This window comes from Pseudomonas sp. JR33AA, from assembly GCF_021378985.1.
Classification (GTDB): domain Bacteria; phylum Pseudomonadota; class Gammaproteobacteria; order Pseudomonadales; family Pseudomonadaceae; genus Aquipseudomonas; species Aquipseudomonas alloputida.
Map to the genome: position 1 here is coordinate 123102 of NZ_JAJSAW010000006.1, position 20055 is coordinate 143156.

Annotated in this window: 16 protein-coding genes and 1 riboswitch; of the genes, 11 read left to right on the plus strand and 5 right to left on the minus strand. The window is 62.2% G+C overall.

Features of this window, described 5'->3' with window-relative positions; translation table 11 throughout:
• Window positions 1-550 precede the first annotated feature (550 nt).
• From LVS58_RS12175 to LVS58_RS12215, 9 genes are all read left to right on the plus strand, one after another.
• The gene (locus LVS58_RS12175; RefSeq protein WP_233691281.1) at window positions 551-1576 is read left to right on the plus strand and encodes an ABC transporter substrate-binding protein; all 1026 of its coding nucleotides are present in this window, start codon (window positions 551-553) and stop codon (window positions 1574-1576) included.
• Between the two features lie 38 nt (window positions 1577-1614).
• Window positions 1615-2640, plus strand: coding sequence for an aromatic ring-hydroxylating dioxygenase subunit alpha (locus tag LVS58_RS12180; RefSeq protein WP_233691282.1), 1026 nt, complete (start codon window positions 1615-1617; stop codon window positions 2638-2640).
• A gap of 65 nt (window positions 2641-2705) precedes the next feature.
• Window positions 2706-3554, plus strand: coding sequence for an ABC transporter ATP-binding protein (locus LVS58_RS12185; protein WP_233691283.1), 849 nt, complete (start codon window positions 2706-2708; stop codon window positions 3552-3554).
• A gap of 85 nt (window positions 3555-3639) precedes the next feature.
• Entirely contained in the window at window positions 3640-4368 is a 729-nt protein-coding gene (locus LVS58_RS12190) for an ABC transporter permease (protein WP_325175981.1), read from the plus strand.
• Between the two features lie 38 nt (window positions 4369-4406).
• A complete protein-coding gene (locus tag LVS58_RS12195; protein WP_233691285.1) occupies window positions 4407-5837 on the plus strand; it encodes an amidohydrolase family protein in 1431 nt (476 codons plus the stop codon).
• Window positions 5834-6778 carry a PDR/VanB family oxidoreductase gene (locus tag LVS58_RS12200; protein WP_233691286.1) on the plus strand — a complete coding sequence of 315 codons (945 nt, stop codon included), beginning with the start codon at window positions 5834-5836 and terminating at the stop codon, window positions 6776-6778. The genes LVS58_RS12195 and LVS58_RS12200 overlap by 4 nt, the downstream gene beginning before the upstream one ends.
• Window positions 6779-7210: 432 nt before the next feature.
• On the plus strand, window positions 7211-7816 hold the full coding sequence (locus LVS58_RS12205; RefSeq protein WP_233691287.1) for a helix-turn-helix transcriptional regulator: 606 nt from the start codon (window positions 7211-7213) through the stop codon (window positions 7814-7816).
• Window positions 7817-7909: 93 nt separating this feature from the next.
• A complete protein-coding gene (locus LVS58_RS12210) occupies window positions 7910-8899 on the plus strand; it encodes a threonine/serine dehydratase (RefSeq protein WP_233691288.1) in 990 nt (329 codons plus the stop codon).
• Window positions 8896-9843 (plus strand): ornithine cyclodeaminase family protein, encoded by a 948-nt coding sequence (locus tag LVS58_RS12215; RefSeq protein ID WP_233691289.1) that lies wholly within the window; start codon window positions 8896-8898, stop codon window positions 9841-9843. The genes LVS58_RS12210 and LVS58_RS12215 overlap by 4 nt, the downstream gene beginning before the upstream one ends.
• 13 nt (window positions 9844-9856) lie before the next feature.
• Here the strand turns inward: LVS58_RS12215 and codA are convergent, their stop codons facing one another.
• The 5 genes from codA to LVS58_RS12240 all read right to left on the minus strand — a co-directional run bounded on the left by codA (window position 9857) and on the right by LVS58_RS12240 (window position 15121).
• Complete coding sequence (gene codA / locus LVS58_RS12220; RefSeq protein WP_233691290.1) at window positions 9857-11098, minus strand: cytosine deaminase; 1242 nt, start codon at window positions 11096-11098, stop codon at window positions 9857-9859.
• Between the two features lie 4 nt (window positions 11099-11102).
• Window positions 11103-12320, minus strand: a complete 1218-nt coding sequence (locus tag LVS58_RS12225) for a PucR family transcriptional regulator (protein WP_233691291.1) — start codon at window positions 12318-12320, stop codon at window positions 11103-11105.
• Window positions 12317-13582: a cytosine permease gene (gene codB, locus LVS58_RS12230; protein ID WP_233691292.1), complete on the minus strand. Its 1266-nt coding sequence runs from the start codon at window positions 13580-13582 to the stop codon at window positions 12317-12319. The genes LVS58_RS12225 and codB overlap by 4 nt, the downstream gene beginning before the upstream one ends.
• 229 nt (window positions 13583-13811) lie before the next feature.
• The gene (gene tenA, locus LVS58_RS12235) at window positions 13812-14477 is read right to left on the minus strand and encodes a thiaminase II (protein ID WP_233691293.1); all 666 of its coding nucleotides are present in this window, start codon (window positions 14475-14477) and stop codon (window positions 13812-13814) included.
• Entirely contained in the window at window positions 14474-15121 is a 648-nt protein-coding gene (locus LVS58_RS12240) for a TenA family protein (protein ID WP_233691294.1), read from the minus strand. Before LVS58_RS12240 ends, tenA begins: the two co-directional genes overlap by 4 nt.
• 78 nt (window positions 15122-15199) lie before the next feature.
• Window positions 15200-15313, minus strand: a riboswitch (TPP riboswitch).
• A gap of 241 nt (window positions 15314-15554) precedes the next feature.
• Between LVS58_RS12240 and LVS58_RS12245 the strand changes: the two genes are divergently transcribed.
• On the plus strand, window positions 15555-18950 hold the full coding sequence (locus LVS58_RS12245; protein ID WP_233691295.1) for an Ig-like domain-containing protein: 3396 nt from the start codon (window positions 15555-15557) through the stop codon (window positions 18948-18950).
• Window positions 18951-19005: 55 nt separating this feature from the next.
• Window positions 19006-19989, plus strand: a complete 984-nt coding sequence (locus tag LVS58_RS12250) for an SCO family protein (RefSeq protein WP_233691296.1) — start codon at window positions 19006-19008, stop codon at window positions 19987-19989.
• The last annotated feature ends 66 nt before the right edge of the window (window positions 19990-20055 follow it).

Here is a 20055-nt window from a genome sequence, read left to right on the forward strand (position 1 = left end):
GGAGCGGCGCAAGGCCGCCAGAGCAATGTCCCATGCCATCTTTGGGCACTGACCGCTTCTACTCGATTTAGCGCAAAGCAGGGCGCGTGCCAACTAATCGGATACACGTAATTTGTTTATTGTGAGCAATCCCAGGCATCGATGAGCACCATCCACTCAGAACATTGCGCACTTTATTAGTGCTCAATCGGTACGTTCTGCACCTTCTCAACTCACGCGTCAGTACATGCCTCCTCGGGTGCGGGTCGCTACACCGCAAAGTCATAGGCTTCATGAAATTGGCATGCTTCTGGCTTCTTGTATCAGCGAGTAGAAGCGGTCAGTGCCAGGCATGGCATGGGGCATTGCTCTTGCGTCCTTCAGGGCGTACATCCGAGCGGATGTTTGAACGAGGCTATGGCAGCCACGGGCAAGAGAGCAGTGTCAGTCGCCAGTTCACACCCTTTTGCTTCGCGACTCCATTCTCTTCCCACGTTCTCTCCGCCCGGCTCCTTCGCTGTCGCGCTATCAGGCGCACGGCGGTTTTTTGAATCGGGGTGAAGAACACATGATGAAAACGCGTTTTGCCTTGGCTCGCCCGTTACATTCGCTGTTTGCAGCAGCGTTGCTCCCCACCACGCTGACCATCGCTCCGCTGGCGATCGCTGGCGACAAAGTCGTGTTACTGACCTCTTGGTACGCTCAGGCCGAACAGGGCGGCTTCTACCAGGCACTGGCCGATGGGTTGTACGAAAAGGAAGGCCTGGATGTGTCCATCCGCATGGGTGGACCACAGGTCAATGGCATGCAACTGCTTGTCAGCAAGCAAGCTGACTTCATCGTCAACTATGACCTGCAGATTCTAAAAAGTGTGGAGCAAGGCCTGCCAGTGGTCGCAGTGGCTGCGCCCTTCCAGGGAGACCCGCAAGGGTTGATGACCCACGCGGACGTCAGCGGACTTGATGCTCTCGGCGGCAAGCCTGTGCTGGTGTCCACGTCAGGCCAGCAAACCTGGTGGCCTTGGCTGAAGGGTAAATATCAATTGGCAGACAACCAGGCGCGGCCTTACACCTTCAACCTGCAACCCTTTCTAGCCGACCCGCAAACCACACAGCAGGCGTATGCCAGCTCGGAACTGTTCCAGGCGATAAAGGCAGGCGTGACGCCTAACTTTTTCCTCTTCGCAGATGCCGGTTATCCACCCTACGGATCCACCGTGGTCACCCGTCAAGACATCATCGCTCAGCACCCGGCGCGGGTAGCAGGTTTCGTGCGCGCGTCCATGGAGGGTTGGAAGCGCTATCTGGATGACCCCAGCGCCGGCAATGCACTTATCAAGCGCGACAACCCCAACATGACCGATGAACTGCTGGCCTGGGGCGTCTCGACCCTCAAGCAGTACCGCCTGGTCACCGGTGGAGAAGCCGCAACCCAGGGGATCGGCACCATGAATGACAGCCGCTGGCGATCGACCCGCGACTTCATGGTCGAGGCGGGTCTGCTCGGTCCCGACGCACCTTGGCGCAACGCTTACACCACGCGCTTTGTGCAAGACCTGAAGGTACTCCCTGAGGCCGAGCAGGTCGGCAGCCGCTGAACACCCTAACAAGCTCAACGCTGTGAGGAATCCTGATTATGTTGGTTACCAAACAACCTGTATTGCGCCGTTTCTGGTATGCCCTGCTCCCTATGACAGCCCTCGAAGACGGCCCCAAGCCATTCACCCTTCTGGGTGAAGCGCTGGTGTTGTGGAAGCGTCCCGATGGCACCCCGGTGGCAATGCGGGACCGCTGCTGCCACCGCACCGCCAAACTGTCCAAAGGCTTCGTCAGTGCTGAGGGCAATATCGCCTGCGGGTATCACGGCTGGGAATACGACTGCACCGGCACGTGCGTGAAGATCCCGCAGAATCCCACCGGCGCTATACCTCCGGGTGCCGCGGTGAAGGCTTATCACTGCCAGGAAAAGTACGGCTATGCCTGGGTCAGCCTGGACGACCCGCTACAACCGATCCCTGAGTTCCCGGAAGACGGCGCCCCCGGTTACCGACGCATCTTTCAGTTTTACGAAGAGTGGAAGACCAGCCCGCTGCGGGTCATGGAGAATTCCTTCGACAACTCGCACTTTTCCTTCGTGCACAAGGCCAATTTCGGCTTGTTCGACCAGCCGCAACCGGCCAGTTACGAGTTTCGCGAAACCGATTATGGCTTCGAAGCCGAGACCCGCGTGCCGATCCGCAACCCCGAGGCAAGCTTCCGTATCACCGGTACCACCGAGCCCATCACCCAGCGGCACCTACTCAACCGCTATTACCTGCCCTTCTCCCGGCGCTTTGGCTGCATGTATCCGGACAGCGGCATCCATCACATCATCTACAACTGCGCCACGCCCATCGACGACAACCGACTGATGCTTGTGCAGTGGTTGTATCGCAACGACAGCGAAGAGCGATGCTCGACCCAGGAACTGATCGACTGGGACGCGGCGATCACAGCCGAAGACCGCGACATCCTGGAGGCTACCGATCCTGACGCCTGTGTCGACACCCGCCGCAGGGTGGAACTGCACATGCCATCGGACAAGCCTGGGTTGGTTATTCGCCGGCAACTACTGGGTCTGCTTGAAGCCCATGGCGAGAGCGAAGTGTTCCTCAACCACTGACACTTGCCCAACGCCCCGGTGCGCCGGGGCATTCACCACCGCTCATGACCCACGGGGAGAGCGCTATGTTGATGCAGACCCTATCCAAGGCCGACGTCCAGCCGCAGGCCCTGCCGAATACCATCGGTGTGGACACCCCTTTGTTCGCCAATCAGGTGGAAAAAACCTACAGCAATGGCACCCATGCCTTGAGCCGCGTGAAACTGGCGATCGAACGCGGCGAGTTCGTCTCGCTCTTGGGCCCGTCGGGGTGTGGCAAAAGCACCCTGCTGAAAATGTTCGCCGGGCTCGAACAGCCCTCCGCCGGCCATGTGCGCTGGTGGGGCAAGGATGCCCCGGGTACGGACCACCACGCGGGCACACCGGGGCGCAGCTTGGCCATGGTGTTCCAGGAAGCCACCCTGATGCCATGGGCCAAAGTGCACGAAAACGTACGCTTGCCCCTGGACTTGGCTGGCGCCCCCAAGGCCCAGAGCCAGCCCAAGGTGCAAGCCGCCCTGGAACTGGTGGGGCTGGGCAAGTTCGGCGACGTTTATCCGCGGGAGCTCTCCGGCGGTATGCAGATGCGCGCCTCCATTGCCCGGGCATTAGCCACCGAACCCAATCTGCTGCTGATGGACGAACCCTTCGGCGCCCTGGACGAGTTCACCCGCAACAAGCTCGATAGCGACCTGCGCCAGCTCTGGCTCCAGCGCGACCTGACAGTGGTATTCGTGACCCACAGCATCTTCGAGGCGGTGTACCTGTCTTCGCGGGTGATCGTGATGGGCGCGCGTCCCGGTCGAGTGATCGCCGATGTAATCATCGACGGCCCACTGGAACGCGACGAGGCCTATCGCACTTCACCGGCGTTCATCGAGCAATGCGCGCACCTGTCCCGCCTCCTGGCCCAGGCCAATGGCGACCCTTCCTGAGAGCATCATCATGAGCCGACCCTCTACTCCCTGGCTACGCCACCCTTCTGTACTACGTATCGCTTCACCGCTACTGGTGGGCGCCTTGCTGCTCGGCGTCTGGCAGCTGGCATGCATCGCCTGGAAAGTCCCGGTGTACCTGGTACCGTCACCGGCCGATATCGGCCGCACCCTGGTCGCCGATGGCCCGATGCTGCTGGTGGCACTGTGGATGACGCTGAAGATCACCTTCCTGTCATTCGCCCTCGCCGTGGTCATCGGCACGCTGGCGGCGTTCGTGTTCGTGCAGAGCCGCGTCGTGGAGGCCAGTCTGTTTCCCTACGCGATTCTGCTGCAGGTCACGCCGGTGGTGGCCATCGCGCCGCTGATCATCATCTGGTGCAGCGACACGACCTTGGCGTTGGTGATCTGCGCCACGCTGGTGGCGATCTTCCCGATCATCGCCAACACCGTCCTGGGCCTGCGCAGCGTCAACCCTGGCCTGCTCAACCTGTTCCACCTGAACCGCGCCAGCCGCTGGCAAGTGCTGTTGCGCCTGCGCATTCCCAGCGCCTTACCGTGCTTTTTCGCTGGCCTGCGCATCGCCAGCGGCTTGGCATTGATCGGCGCGGTGGTGGCCGAGTTCGTCGCCGGTACGGGTGGCACGGGCGCGGGCCTGGCGTATCAGATCCTGCAAGCGGGATTCCAGCTCAACATCCCCCGCCTATTCGCCGCCCTGGTGTTGATCGCCCTGACCGGCGTGGCGCTGTTCAGCCTGATGGCTTTGCTGGCTCGGTTGAGCCTGCGCCACTGGCACGAAAGCGAAATGGACTGAGTTCCTTGCGAAAGGCCATCCTGGCTATGGAGACGAACATGAATCACACCAACAGCTGGCTGATCCGTAACGCCAGCGCCATCCTCACTGGCCTGCGCGGCGGCGCCGCGCGCCATGTGGGGCCGGACATCCGTATCACCCAGGGGCGTATCGCCGCCCTGGGCTCGCTGCAACCGTTACCAGGTGAGCAAGTGCTCGATGCCACCGATTGCGTGGTGTATCCAGGCTGGGTGAACACCCATCATCATCTGTTCCAGTCCTTGCTCAAGGGCATTCCCGCTGGCATCGACCAGAGCCTCGGTGCCTGGTTGGGGGCCGTGCCCTATCGCTATCGCGGGCTGTTCGATGAGCACAGTTTCCGCTTGGCCGCCCGGGTCGGGCTGGTGGAACTGGCCCGTTCCGGCTGCAGCACGGTGGCCGACCATCATTACCTGTACTTGCCAGGCATGGCCTTCGACAGCGCACAGATCCTCTTCGAAGAGGCCGAGCGTCTGGGGCTGCGCTTCGTCCTTTGCCGGGGCGGCGCAACCCAGGTACGTCAGGCGCAAGGCTCCGCGACAGCCGGACCTGAGACCCTCACGCAGTACCTGGACGATGTTCAGCGCTTGGTCCAGGTCTACCATGATCCTGCCGACGATGCCTGGCGCCGTGTGGTAATGGCGCCGACCAGCCCGCCCTACTCCATGCCGCCCGAGCACCTGCGCGAGACCGCCCGCACCGCGCGCCGCCTGGGCATCCGCCTGCACAGCCATTTGAGCGAAACCGTGGAGTACCAGAACGAAGTCCATGATCGCCACGGCCTCTCGCCCGTGGTGTTCTGCGCGGAGCAGGAATGGCTCGGGCCTGACGTGTGGTTCGCGCACCTGGTCAAGCTGAGCGCCGAAGAAATCCAGCTGCTGGGCGCCACCGGCACCGGCATCGCCCACTGCCCCCAAAGCAATGGCCGGCTTGGCAGTGGTATCGCAGATATCGTTGCCATGGAGGCTGCAGGCATGTCGGTTTCGATCGGCGTGGATGGCGCTGCCTCCAACGAAGCCTGCGACATGATCAGCGAAACCCACGCCACCTGGCTGATGCAAAGGGCCAAGGCCGGCGAACGCGCCATGGCCCGCCATGCTGGCGGCGATCTGGAGGGCGGTGCCCATGTCGCCACCGTGGAGGACGTTGTGCGCTGGGGCACAGCAGGTGGCGCCCAGGTGCTAGGCCTGGACGCCATCGGCACGCTGCAGGTCGGCATGGCGGCGGACCTGGCCATCTACCGCCTCGATCAACCCCGCTACTTCGGTCTGCACGATCTGGGTATCGCGCCAGTGGTAGGCGGTGGCCGTCCGACGCTGCGGGCATTGCTGGTAGGCGGCCGCCTGAGCGTGGAAAACGATGCGCTTCCTGGCTTGGACCTCGCCGAACTGGGCAGCCAGGCACGCCAAGCTGTACTTCGTCTGCAACAGGCCGCGGGGGTACGCGCATGAGCTGGACGCCTCTGCAGGTGCGGGCCCTGCGCCTCGAAGCCGACGACGTGCTGGGTGTGGAACTGGCCCCGCCGGGTCCAGCTCCCCTACCCTTCGACTGGGCACCCGGTGCTCATGTGGACCTGCGCCTGGGCAATGGCGCGGTACGCCAATACTCAGTGGTCAGCCTGCCCGAGGACGGTCATGTATACCTGGGCATCAAGCGCGATAAAGCCTCCCGCGGCGGCTCGCAATGGCTGCACGAGCAACTGCGGCTGGGGGCCCGGGTGGAGGTGGGGCTGCCGCGCAACCTCTTTAGCCTGCAACCTGGCACAGGACAAGTCTTCTTGGTGGCCGCAGGCATAGGAATCACGCCACTGCTCGCCATGTACCGGCAATGCCAAGCGCAAGGTCGGTCGGTGCGCTTGCTGTTTTTCACCCGCGATGCCAAACAGGTGCCATTTGTCCAGTACCTCGATGCGAATACCGAGGTTCATGCAGGCTTGCGCGCCCCGATGATCGCCGGGTACCTGGAAGAACACTTGCCGGCCTGGGACGGCAGCGCAAGCCTCTATTGCTGTGGCCCTGCCGGTTTCATGGCGTGTGTCGAACAGGTCGCGCTGGCAAGCGGCTGGCCAACCACGGCGCTTCACCGCGAGCATTTCCAGGCTGCAGCGCCCACCTTGCACGTCGAGCGTCACTGCACGCTGGTGCTACAGCGCAGTCGTCTTCAGATCGAGGTGCAACCGGGCGAAAGTTTGGTACAGGCGGCATCGCGGGCGGGCGTGGAGCTACCCGTGTCATGTGGAATGGGTATCTGCGGCGCCTGTGTCAGCCGGGTCATCGAGGGGCAGCCTGATCACCGCGACGAGTACCTCAGCGATGCCCAGCGCAACAGCGGAGAATGGATAACGCCTTGCGTATCGGGCTGCCACAGCGCCCGGTTGGTACTGGACTTTTGACCAACGCCAGCAGCTGCCCGACGGTCAACGGCCAACGGCTGACGGCAGCTGCGCACGCCCCCTCCTCGCGGCCCATGGCTTTGTCCCTAATCGAAGATCGCGGCCCGGCTGACGCTGCGTTCCTCGAACAGTTCATCCAAGGCGACTAGCAAGTTGAGATCAAGACGTCGATAGCGCATGTAGGGCTTATACGCGAAGAGCATTCGCGTTTCACACTGGCTGGTATCGCCGCTCACGATGCATGCGGCTGTCATTCCCAGCGTGCGCTTGACTGACGACTCGCCCATCCCCTGGAAAAAACGTTAGACGCAGTCAATGGCTAGGCGAGCGGCTCGCAGCCAGGACGTGATCCCGACGCTGTGAAGATCCGTCTTGTGCCCAGTATTCTCCGGGGCCACCATAGGCATTCTTCAACAGACCATTGGCTACTGCATGACACTGGAAAATTACCAGGCAATCGCTGAAAGCATTGCCCTGCTGCTGTATCCCCACGCGGAAGTCGTCATTCATGAGATACGCGGCCAGACAATCGTTCATATCGCCAATAATTTCTCACATCGCAAGCTCGGCGATGATTCGGCACTCGGTTCAGAACTGGGGGACCTTTTGAAGGGTACCAACCTTGGACCCTACGAGAAGCTCAACTGGAACGGTCAGAAGGTCCGCTCGATCAGTGCTTTGCTGCACAATCCGCAAGGCGAAGCCGAGTATCTGATGTGCATCAATCTGAACGTGTCGGTGCTGGAGCAGGCGCGTGTAGCATTGGATGCGTTCTTCCAGATGAGTCGGCTGGAGCCGCAACCGGATGCATTGTTCCGCAACGATTGGCAGGAGCGTATCAACACCTTCCTGCAAGCCTGGCTGCAAGCGCATAACCTGTCGCTGCAGACCTTGAAGATGAAAGACAAACGCAACCTCGTCCTGGCCTTACACGCCGAGGGTGCATTCGAGGGGCGCAGCGGCGCCGATTACGTTGCCAACGTCCTCAGCATGGGGCGGGCCACCGTGTACAAATACCTGAAGGAAGTCAGGGCCTAGGCGGTATTGCCTGGCTGTAGGCACACGCCCTTGCTATTCGTGGAATATAATTCTATTGTGGACAAATTATCCATACGTCTGCAAGGACCCGTCATGCCAGCCACCCCGCCCGTTGATGCCCAGTTCCTTGATACATTGCACCAAAACATTCAGGACGCCCATGCGGCGCTCCGCCCGGCCGTCAGCATTACCCCGCTCTTGCACAGCCCTCGTTTATCGGCACTGACCGGCTGTGAAGTGCTGCTCAAATGCGAACACCTGCAGCACACCGGTTCATTCAAGTTTCGCGGGGCCAGCAACAAGATGCGCCTGCTGCCGGCCGAGGCGCGCAAGCAGGGGGTGATAGCCGCCTCTTCCGGCAACCATGGGCAGGCACTGGCCCTGGCCGGCAAGATGGCTGGCGTGCCGGTGAAGGTCTACACCACCACGGGCGCATCGGCATACAAAACCGAGGCAATGCGCGCACTGGGCGCCGAAGTGGTGTGCCTGCCCACCGACCCGCTGAGTGCAGAACTGGAAGCAGCCAGGCAAGCCAAGGCCCACGGCGTGCCCTTCGTGTCACCTTACAACGACCTGCAAGTCATTGCCGGCCAGGGCACCATAGGCATGGAGTTGTTCGAGCAGGCGCCAGACCTGGACGCGGTGTTCGTCGCCGTGGGTGGTGGCGGGATGATATCCGGCATCGGTGCCGCCCTGCGCGTACTCAAGCCAGGCACCGAAATTATTGGCTGCTGGCCGGCGAATGACCCAACGCTGCAGCAATCTCTCAAGGCCGGTGAAATTATCGAACTGGAGGCCTGCGAAACGCTGTCCGATGGCACGGCTGGCGGCGTCGAGCCAGGCTCGATCACCTTCCCGCTTTGCCAGGCGCTGCTCACCGATACCGTGCTGGTCAGCGAGGACGAAATCCGCTGCGCCATGCGCGATATCGCCAGCAGTGAGCGCTGGATCATCGAAGGCGCTGCAGCGGTTGCGGTCGCCGGCATGCAGAAGCTCGCCGAACGCTACCAGGGCAAGCGTGTCGCGGTGATCCTGTGTGGCCGTAACATCCTGCTGGAAAAGTTCCTCGAGGCCGTTCAATGAGGGTCTTCAGCAAGGCGCAAATCATCGCCCGCTTCAACCCCGAGCTGGCGGTCAGCCAACTGGAGGAAGGCTTCATCGCCTATTCCGAAGGCAAGGTGCAGGTGCCGCCCGTGCAGGGCTTCGTATTCAAGGGCGCGAACGGTGACTGTTGCGTGAAGTCGGCCTACATCGAAGGCAGCCCGAGCTTCACGGTCAAGCTTTCGACAGGCTTCTACGACAACCCGTCCAAGGGCCTGCCAAGCAACGACGGCCTGATGCTTGTGTTGTCTGCACACACCGGTCAGCCGCTGGCAATGCTGCAGGACCAAGGCTGGCTGACCGCCATGCGCACCGCTTTGGCCGGGCGTATCGCCGCCCGGCTGCTGGCGCCGGCCCAAGTCAAGGCCATTGGCATCCTCGGCACCGGCATGCAGGCGCAGATGCAGCTTGAGCAACTTCGCACGGTGACCGATTGCCGCCAGGTAATTGTCTGGGGCAGGCATGAACGCGGGCTTGCGGCCTATACGGCATTTGCCCGCGAACTGGGCTTTGAGGTTCACAGCACGCAGGATGCTGCCGAAGTTGCGGGTGCTGCAAACCTGATCGTCTGCACCACACCTTCCCGCCAGGCGCTGGTACACAGCGCGTGGGTCCAGCCGGGTACGCATATCACCGCCGTCGGTGCCGATGCGCCCGGCAAGCAGGAACTGGACCCGGCACTGGTGGCAAGGGCAGACCGTATCATCGTCGACTCCATCGCACAGTGCAGCCAGTACGGCGAAGTGGCCCATGCCCTCGGCAGTGGCCGGATCGACGCTAGCCAGCTGGTCGAGCTGGGTACGCTGCTGGCTGGCCGTGCCAAGGGGCGTGAGCACGACCACCAGATTACCTTGGCAGACCTGACCGGTGTGGCAGTGCAGGATGCACAAGTCGCAAGCTATGCCCTGGCAGCCCTGAGCACCTGAGGCGACGACAGCGTCAGCGCAAACGTTGCACCTGCGCAGGCGTGCGCTGCATCAGCACCTTGCCATTGCGTACCGACACCAGCGCGTGCCCCTGGCTGCGCACCATCTCGTAATCATCCGGCGCCGACAGCAGCAACAGGTTCGCCGGCCGCCCCACCTCAATGCCATAGCGCTCGCCCAGGTTCAGGGTGCGGGCGCTATTGTCGGTAATCAGGTCCAGGCAGCGCTGCAGGTCTTCATAGCCGAGCATGTGGCAGATGTGCAGGCCGGCTTCGAGAATACGCAGGATATTGCCATTGCCCAGTGGGTACCACGGGTCGACGATGGAGTCCTGGCCGAAGCACACGTTCATGCCGGCGCGGTCGATCTCGGCCACTCGGGTAACGCCACGACGTTTCGGGTAGTTGTCGAAGCGCCCTTGCAGGTGAATGCTTTCGGTCGGGCACGACACGAAGTTGATGCCCGACAGCTTGAGCAGGCGGAACAGCTTGTAGCAGTAGGCATTGTCATACGAGCCCATGGCCACGGTGTGGCTGGCCGTGACCCGGGGCCCCATGCCGCGCACCCGCGCTTCTTCGGCCAACACTTCGAGGAAGCGCGATTGCGGGTCGTCGGTTTCGTCGCAGTGCACGTCCACCAGGCAGCCGGTACGCTCGGCCAGGTCCATCAGGAACTTCACCGACGATACCCCTTGGTCGCGGGTATTTTCGAAATGCGGAATACCGCCGACGACGTCGGCGCCAATCGCCACGGCTTCAGTCATCAGCGCCCGGCCGTTGGCGTACGACTCGATGCCCTCCTGCGGGAACGCGACAATCTGCAGGTCGATCAGCTCACGCACTTCGTCACGCACCTCGACCATGGCCTTGAGCGCGGTGAGTTTCGGGTCGGTCACATCGACATGGGTGCGCACATGCTGGATACCGTGGTCCACCAGCATGCCGATGGTTTTTTTCGCACGGGTCTTGATGTCCTCGTGGGTGGTGATTTCCTTGCGCTCCGACCAGCGCTCAATGCCCTCGAACAACGTGCCGCTCATGTTCCACTTCGGCTCACCGGCGGTCAGCGTGGCATCAAGATGAATGTGCGGCTCGACAAATGGCGCGACCACCAGGTTTTGCCCGGCGTCCAGGTCATTGACCGTAGTGGTCGCCACGACGTCGGTCTGGGGCACGATGGCGGCAATGTGCTCGCCGTTCAGTTCGACGCGGAACAGGCCAGGCTTGCCGCGCAGGCGTGCGTTGATAATGTTCATGCTGTTACTCCTTGCCGTGGGCTTCGCTCATGCGCCATACCAGCATGGCGACTGAAGCATTCATGCGAAAAAGCGGGTCGTCCAGCGATTGCCCGCTCAGTTGTTCGATGCGCTGGATACGCTGATTGATCGTGTTGCGGTGCAGCCCCAGACGCTGTGCGGCCTTGAGCCCGTTGCCATTTTCCATGAGCAAGGCGTCGAGGGTATGCACCAAAGCATTGGCGTGCTTGCGCCCAGGGGCGATCAGCGGGCCGAGGGTGCGGCTGACGAAATCGTCGATCAGCGAGCGATCGACAATACCTTGCAGCAGGCGCAATACGCCGAGCTCGCTGAAGTTGCAATAACCGTTGACGGGGCGCAGATGCTGCGCCACATCCAGCGCCTGGCGCGCCTCGTTGAGGGCCTGGCGGTAGTGCGCGCAATCGTCAGCGAGGCTCGACAAGCCCATGTAAAGGCCCAGTTCATCTGTCACGGCTTGCAACTGCCGGTACAGTGCGGCCAACGTCTCGGGTAAGTCGTATGTATCGGCCAGCAGCACCACGAACAGGTCGCCCGGCAACTGCGCCGTCACACTGCCGTGGCGCTGGCGGCACCAGGCTTCGAGCTGGTCTTCCAGGGCCTGCCGGGTGGCTTGCCAGGTACGCTCTCCGTGCGCCACCCCGTGGCGCTCGAACAAGGCGTCCACGTCCGTCAGGCGCAAAGCCAGCAGGCGCCGCGGTTTATCCAGGGCCAGTTGCAGGTGTGCTGCCCGCTGCTGGGCAATCGCCAGGCTCGGATAGTCGCCTGTAAGCAGTTGGCCAAGGATGTCGTTACGCGAGCGGCGTACCTGGCTCATCTGCACCAGTGCAGTGCCGATCAGGTGGGTGACCACCACCATCTTCAGCGCGTAGGGCTGTTCGATCAGCGGCAAGCCCAGTTGCTCGGCGCGCGCGATCACGGTCGCCGGGATGCTCTGGATGAAACTGCCGCCGGTGAGAATCACCAGGCCAGCGATGCCCACGGCGTCGCCATCCTCCACCAGGCTCAGCAGGTTGGTTTCGCCGCGCGGGTGGTTGATGCCGGTGACGAATACCAGTTCACCACCCATCACCCATTCGGCGATACCCTCGTTCTCCGCCACGTAAGGCCAGCGTACCCGCCGTTGCAGGTTGCGCGCTCCGGCCCGCACCTTCATTTCGTGCAGCCCGGGCAAATGCAGGATCTCGTCCAGCGCCAGGCTCACGGCTCGACGCCCGCCTGGCCGGGCGCGCGGCGGCGTGCCCCCAGCTCTAGAATGGCGATGTAGCACACTGCCGAGGCGGCGATGCCCACCAGTGGCGCGACCCACGGTGAGGCATAGGCCAGTACAGCGCCCACGGCATAGGCAAACAGCCCGGTGAGGTTGTAGCGTGGCAGGTTTGCCGTACCCAGTGCCGGGTATTTGCCGCGGTGGCGGTACCAGAAATCAGCCATGATCACCCCACCCACCGGCGGAATGATCGACCCCAGCAGCACCAGGAACGGGATCAGCATTTCGTACATGCCACCCATCGCCAGCACGATGCCAACCCCGGCCGCCAGCAGCGTTGCCGTGCGCCGGCGCTCGCTGCGCAACAAGTGGCAGGCGGCAGCTGACACGTTGTAGATGGTCGGCCCCTGAATGGTCCACAGGTTCAGGCACAGCATCACCACGGCCGCGAACGAGAGGCCCTGCAGCATCATCACATCGACGATATCCGCCTGCTGGTAAACCATCGCGCACCACGCCCCGGCCACCACCATCAGGCCGTTGCCAAGCAGGAATGCCACCACGCTGGCGATCACCGCTACCCGGCCACTGCGTGCCAGCCGCGTCCAGTTGGTGGCCTGGGTGGCGCCACTGGCGAAGGTGCCGAAGACCATGGTCACTGCCGCCGAAAAGGTCATGGTTTCATGCGGTACTACTGCAGCCAGGCCGGCAAAGCCACCGGCATCGCGGGTGGCGATGTACATGGACACCAACAGCAGCACGAACATCAAAGGCACCGACACTCGCGACAACAGGTCCAGCCCCTTGAAACCGATAATGGCTGTAATGCTGAAACCCAGGCCGAACAGCACCATCAAAGGTATGCCGAAGCCATCCGCCAGCCCCAGCAACTTGACCAGCACGATGGCCACCGTGGCCGTGCCCCAGGCGTACCAGCCCAGTTCGGCAAAACCCAGCAGAAAATCCGAGAGCCGGCTCCCCGCTTCACCGAAACAGAAGCGCCCCATCAACACGGTGTTCAGCCCGCTGCGTGAGGCGATCAAGGCCAGCACGGCGGCATACAAGGCAAGCAAACTGTTGCCGAGGGTAGCCACCCACAGCATGTCGACAAAACTGAATGCCATGCCCAGCTTGCCGCCGGCGAACATCGTGCCGGTAAAGAAGGTGAAGCTGAACAAGACCATCGCGATCGGCAGCAGGCCCTTGCGGGCGGACTGCGGGGCTTCGCTGAGGGGAAATTCGCTGGGTGAGCTCATTGCACGGGGCTCCGGGTGTGTAGTTGGGAGCAGAAAGAGCAATATGCGGGCCGCTTTTTCCTGCGCCGCCACCCGGAAGAAATCGGGCGGGTCGCCCAGAAATCCATATGCACTGTGCACATTAAAGCTGCAATCTGACGATATGGAGTGTGCTTGATGACTTTTTTTGAGGCATGCATGCACCAAAGCGGGCCGGGGCTGGGTAGTAATCACCCAGCCCACGGCGGGTTCACACGGCCCCGTTCAACCCCATCTGCCAGAAATCAGCCTCCAGGCTGGATGCCTGGCCAAAAATCCCCGCCAGTTCGGCGAACCGCTGCTCGGACATGCTGCGCGCCGCCAGTTCATCCAGGTGCTTGCGCGCTGCTGCTGCCACCCCTTGGTAGCCCTCCCCGGCATACTCGCCAATCCACTCGCGGTAAGGGTGATTGCTCAAGTCGCCAATGCGCTCGGCCAGGGTCCGGCCGATTTCGGCATAGCCGATCACGCAAGGTGCCAGTGCCACATGCAGCTCCAGCAGGTCGCCAGCTGCGCCACAGTCCAGCACATAACGGGTGTATGCCACCGTGGCCGGGTGTTCTGGCGCGGCTTCGATATCTGCCTGGGTCAAACCCCAGCGCGCGCATAGGCGCAGGTGCAGCTCGGTTTCATCCAGAATCGCCGCCAGCCCGGCCTGCGCCGCGCGAATGTCGGCCGGGCGGCGGCTCTTGTAGGCGGCCAACGCCCAGGCGCGGGCGAACTGGATCAGGAACAGGTAATCCTGCACAAGGTAGGTCCGGAACGCTTCCTCGCTCAGCGTGCCTGCGCCCATCTGACGTACGAAGTCATGGTCTACGTAGCGGTTCCATTGTGGCGTGGCAGCGGTCTTGAGGCGCTCGAAGATATCCATGCTCATTTGCCCTCCGGGTACACAGCATCGAAGAAAGCCAGCTCCAGCGCCACGGTGCGCTGGTAGAAGTCACTTGCCAAGGCGGCCTCCTGCGGGCCGACGCGGTCCAGTTCGGCCTGCAGGAAAGCGACGAATGCCTGGAATGCCGGGTTGTCATGCAGGGTAATCCACTCGGCATGGACGAAGTTGTCCGGCATCGGTTTCGGCGCCTTGAGCGCCCAATCCAGGTACAGGCCTTCGGCGACGTTCAGCACCGCCAGCGCCGCTGCGTAGGAACGGGTGGCTGCCGCTTCGCGCAGGATCGCCTTGAAACCTGCGGTAGGCGCGGTATCGGCCGGTTCACTGCGTTGCGCCGGGCTGACACCCAAGGCCTCGAAGGCACGCAGGAAGTAGGTGTTCTCGTCACTGGAGATCATCCCGGCAAAGCGGCCGAAGCGCAGGCGGGCTTCAAACGTGTCAGCGGTGGCGATGGCCGCGCCCAGCAGGGTCAGGAAGCTGTCGAGGAAACGGTGGTCCTGAACCAGGTAGTCGACCATGATCGGGTCAGGCAGGCTGCCGTCGCACAATCGGGTCACGAAACGGTGGCCAACGGCCGCCGACCAGGTCGGCTCGCTCTGGCGGCGCAGGGACTGGCTGAAACGTTCGGTCATGTAGCTGTCCTTGATGAGGGTGACAGCGAGACCTTGAAAGTTGACATGGACTGGCCTCGCAGTGAGGCCGGCAAAAAGGCAGGTAGCAAGCCCCATCCCTTCGCCGGCATGATCCGGATCAGGTTCGAAGGGTCACCGCGCTTTACGTTCAGCGGTTTCTCAGCCCATTGCCGGGCTCCCCTTGGTAGCGCTCAGGTATACCCGAGGGCGCCACGCCTGTCACTCCCCAAACTGTGGGCAATGGTGACCCGCTAGTGGGTATCTGTCCCCATTCTTGACGCGCCATCTCTGAGTGCACGCCAGACGCTGCAAGGTTTTGTATGTCAAAGCATTACTGAAATATCTGTTGGCATAGCTGTTGCTGATGGCCATTTAACGGGCAAAACGCCATTGATGGCCTAAGGCCCTCAGGCCGCAAAAGAGGCTTAAGCCAATGAAAACACCTGCTGTGAGCCACGCGTCCAGACGCGCGTTCCAACTGACTTCTGTCACTGCGCTGATGATCAGCCTCGGGTTGATCACAGCCATGGCCTCCCCCCTCGACGACAACAGCATGCCCCCGCCAACCGACCCGTCGGCCTACACCGACCAGCCGGATGACCCGACCCCTGCCTTGCTTGAGCTGAACACCTTGCCAGAGGCCAACGAAGGCTCGCTGGAGTTGACCGATGGCATGTATGGCGACCGCAACACGGTACGCACCGACAACGTGCTGCCGCCTGCCCTGCAAACGTCGGACAAGTACCCTACCAACGGCAAACCCAGCCCGTTGTTCGGTGCACAACCTTTCACCCAGCAACTGTTGCTGTTCGAAGAATTCGGGCCAGAGAAGCTCGACCCGACCACGCCTGCGCCCGACCTGACCTTCCCGGTACCTACCCTCGGTGCGGCCCCCGCGCAAGACCCCAACGTGGTGGCACGCAGCGGGCCAAGTGGCAGCGCACTGGAAGCGTTCCTCAAGCAACCCGGCCTGTACCCGTTCCCGACCCAGTACGCCAACGTGCTGGACCGTAACCCATGGAAAGCGCAGATCGAGATGTTCCTCAACCGCCAGCCGGTCGGCTCGCCCGCTGAAGGCCGGCCACCAGGAAAAGGCTGGTCGCACCAACGCTGGAACGAGTTTTACCCACAAGCAGCATTCAAGACCGCCCAGGCCGGCGCGCGCATCAACCTCGGCCTGCGCGACCGTAAGCAACTGCACAACTATGCCATCGGTGAATTTGCGCCGGGAGGCCTGTACTACCAGACGTCCGACATTCCGACCACGCTGGGCACCACCAAGGGCATCGACACACGCTTCCACCCGAACATGCCGCTGCAAAACCACAAATCGCTGTGGACCTTCGACGGCACTTTCCCGCCCAAGCTGTTGATGGTGCGCTACGGCCAGCCAATCCTGATGCGCCATTACAACGCCCTGCCGATTGACCCGTCGGCCAACGGTGGCTTTGGTCTGCATACCATTTCGACCCACGAGCACAATGGCCACTCCCCGGCCGAAAGCGATGGCTTTGCCAACGCGTACTTCTTCCCCGGCCAGTACTACGACTACCGCTGGCCGGTGCAGCTGGCCGGCTACGACACCATCAACACCCGTGCCCAGGACCCGCGTGCAGCCTTCCCCTGTTCGCCGGGTGAAACCTTGTTCGTCAACGATGGTTCACCAGGCCTGAAAACCTGCGAGAACGGCAGTATCAAGATTCGTGGCGACTGGCGCGAAACCATGAGTACCCACTGGTTCCACGACCATATGATGGATTTCACGGCGCAGAACGTCTACAAGGGCAACGCCGTTATGATGAACTACTACAGCGCCCTGGACCGCGGCAACGAGGCCCTGCAGGACGGTGTCAACCTGCGCTTCCCAAGCGGTTCGGCCATGCCTTGGGGTAACCGTGACTATGACGTCAACCTGGTGATTGCCGACAAAGCCTGGGATGCCAATGGCCAGCTGTGGTTCAACCCGTTCAACACGGACGGCTTCCTCGGTGACCAGATTCTGGTCAACTGGCAGTACCAGCCCAGGCTCAAGGTGCGTGCGCGCAGTTACCGCTTCCGTATCCTCAACGGCTCGGTGTCGCGCTACTTCAAGTTCGCCGTGGTGCGGGAGATTGCCGGTACCAGTGGTGAGTTCAAAGGCCCCTCCGGCTCCAATGTGTCGTATGCACGGGTGCCGTTCCACATGATCGCCAACGACGGCAACATCATGGAACACGCGGTGCCCTTCGACGGCACGATGGACCTCAATGCTGACGGCAACCTGCAAGACAACAACGGCATCCTGCCACTGCAGGGCATTGCCGAGCGTTACGACATCATCATCAACTTCGCCAAGAACGGTATCAAGGCAGGCGACAAGCTGTACTTCGTCAACCTGATGGAGCACGACTCCGGCAAAGGTCCGAAGCAAGCTGTGCCGTTGGCCGACGTGCTATCGGAAAAATACAAGGCAGTGATCAAGCAGACCAGCAAAGGCCCGCAGTGGGACAACGGCGACCCGGCAATCGGCAAGTTTCTGCAACTGTGGGTGCAGCCGTACACCGGCCAGGACTTGAGCATGGACCCGGTAGCCTATGAGCCGGCCAAGCCCGGCAAGGCTGCAGGCCTGAAAATGCTGCCCCTGCCAATTGACCGCAACGCCGCAGCCGACCAGGCCAAACTCAAGGATGCCCGCCACCGCGAGTTCATCTTTGGCCGCTCGGACGGCACGGACACCACCCCGTGGACCATCAAGACCGACGGTGGCTTTGGCTACAGCATGGACCCACGCCGCATCAGTGCCGCACCGCAATTGGCCAACCAGTCCACCGACGGCGGCTTCAGCGGCGACGGCACGCTGGAGGTGTGGAAGATCGTCAACGGCGGCAATGGCTGGAGCCACCCGGTACACGTGCACTTCGAGGAAGGCGTGATCCTTACCCGCGACGGCAAGGCCCCGCCAGAATGGGAAAAATGGGCGCGCAAGGATGTGTACCGTATCGGGCCGGATACCGATTCGTCGGAAGAGGTGGAAATGGCGATCCGCTTCCGTGAGTTCGCCGGCACCTACATGGAGCACTGCCACAACACCCAGCACGAGGACTCTTCGATGCTGCTGCGCTGGGACATTGAACACCCGGGGCAGTTCCAGGTGATGCCCACCCCGCTGCCAGGATGGGATGGCGTGCGTTACATGGCCTCGGTAGGCCTGCCAACGTTCCGCACCAGAACCCTTGACGACAATGACGACCCGGCCAACAAACCACCTGTCGTGGCCAACGACAGTGCCGCAACGACTGCAGGCAAGTCGATCACCCTGAACGTGCTGGCCAACGACAGCGACCCGGACGGCAACGTACCGCTCACGGTAACCGGCCTCAGCCAGCCGGACTCCGGCCAGGGAACGGTCAGCACGGACGGCAGCACAGTGACGTACACCCCACCCGCTACGGTCGCCACGCCGTTCACGGCCAGCTTCAATTACACGGCGCGGGATACCAAGGGGGCCGAGTCGGTGACCCCCGCCACGGTCAGCATCGCCGTAACCCCAGCAGCGGCGGCCGACGAGCTCAAGGTCACCAGTGCCACGGTGCAACTGCGTAGCGGCAACCGTTTCACCTGGGATGTGCAGGGGACTACCACGGTGGCCACGGGCAACAGCATCAGCGTGACTGCAGCGACCACCGGTGGTCCGGTAAGCCTGGGGAACGCGACGCTGACGGCCACGACTACGGGTGCCCGTTGGCGGGTAGCGGTGACCACCACCGGCTTTGGCCCGGCCACGCCAGCAACGGTCACGGTGAAATCGACGCTGGGCCAGACGGTGACAGCGCCAGTCACCTTCAAGTGAGTGCAAATCGGGGCCGCTAGGCGGCCCCTATCAGCCAACCCACGAGGACCGCATCATGGCCGGCTCATGGCGTTTCCTGCTGGTACTCGCATTGTTCGCCGCCAGCATTCCGTTCTGGCCACTGCAACCCCAACCAACGGTGGCCGAAGCAGCGGCCTCTCCCTGGGGGGCCAGCTATTTCCCCAACATCCCCCTGCTCACCCAGGATGGCGAAAATGTGCATTTCTTCGACGACCTGATCAAGGACAAGGTGGTCGCCATCAACTTCATCTTTACCGGCTGCTCCGATTCCTGCCCAGTGGAAACCGCTCGCCTGCGCCAGGTACAGAAAATCCTCGGTGACCGGGTCGGCAAGGACATCTTCCTCTACTCCATCAGCATCGACCCCTACAACGACACCCCCGCCACCCTCAAGCGTTATGCAGAAAAGTTCGGCATTGGCCCAGGCTGGACCTTGCTGACCGGCGACGCCGACGACATCGAGCAACTACGCCGCAGTCTGGGGCTATGGATCGATGGTCTGGAAAACGGCCGCTCCAAAGACCACAACCTGAGCCTCATCATCGGCAACCAGGCCACCGGCCGCTGGATGAAAGCCTCGCCTTTCGAAAGCCCGTACATCCTCGCCGACCGCCTGGGCAACAGCCTGCACAACTGGAAGCAGGCCAACGCCATGAGCAATGACTACGCCCAGGCTCCGCAAATCCGCTCACCCAGCAGCGGCGAGCAGATATTCCGTACCCGTTGCTCGTCCTGCCATACCGTGGGCAACACCGAGCCAGGCCAGCCAGGCATCGGCCCCGACCTGCTGGGCGTGACCCGTCAGCGTGACGCCAACTGGTTGGCACGCTGGCTGAAGGCGCCCGACCAGATGCTGGCCGAAAAAGATCCCCTGGCCATGCTGCTGTTCGAACAATACAACCGCCTGGCCATGCCCAACATGCGCCTGGGCGATGCCGAAGTCAGCGCATTGATGAGTTACCTCGAAGAGGAAACGGCTCGCCTGCAAGCCCCCCTGGCTAATAGGGAAATCCCCTAACGGCTATTGGCCACCAGTCATCAGGCTGTCATCTTATTGTCGTATTTTCCGAGCATCACCCAGGGT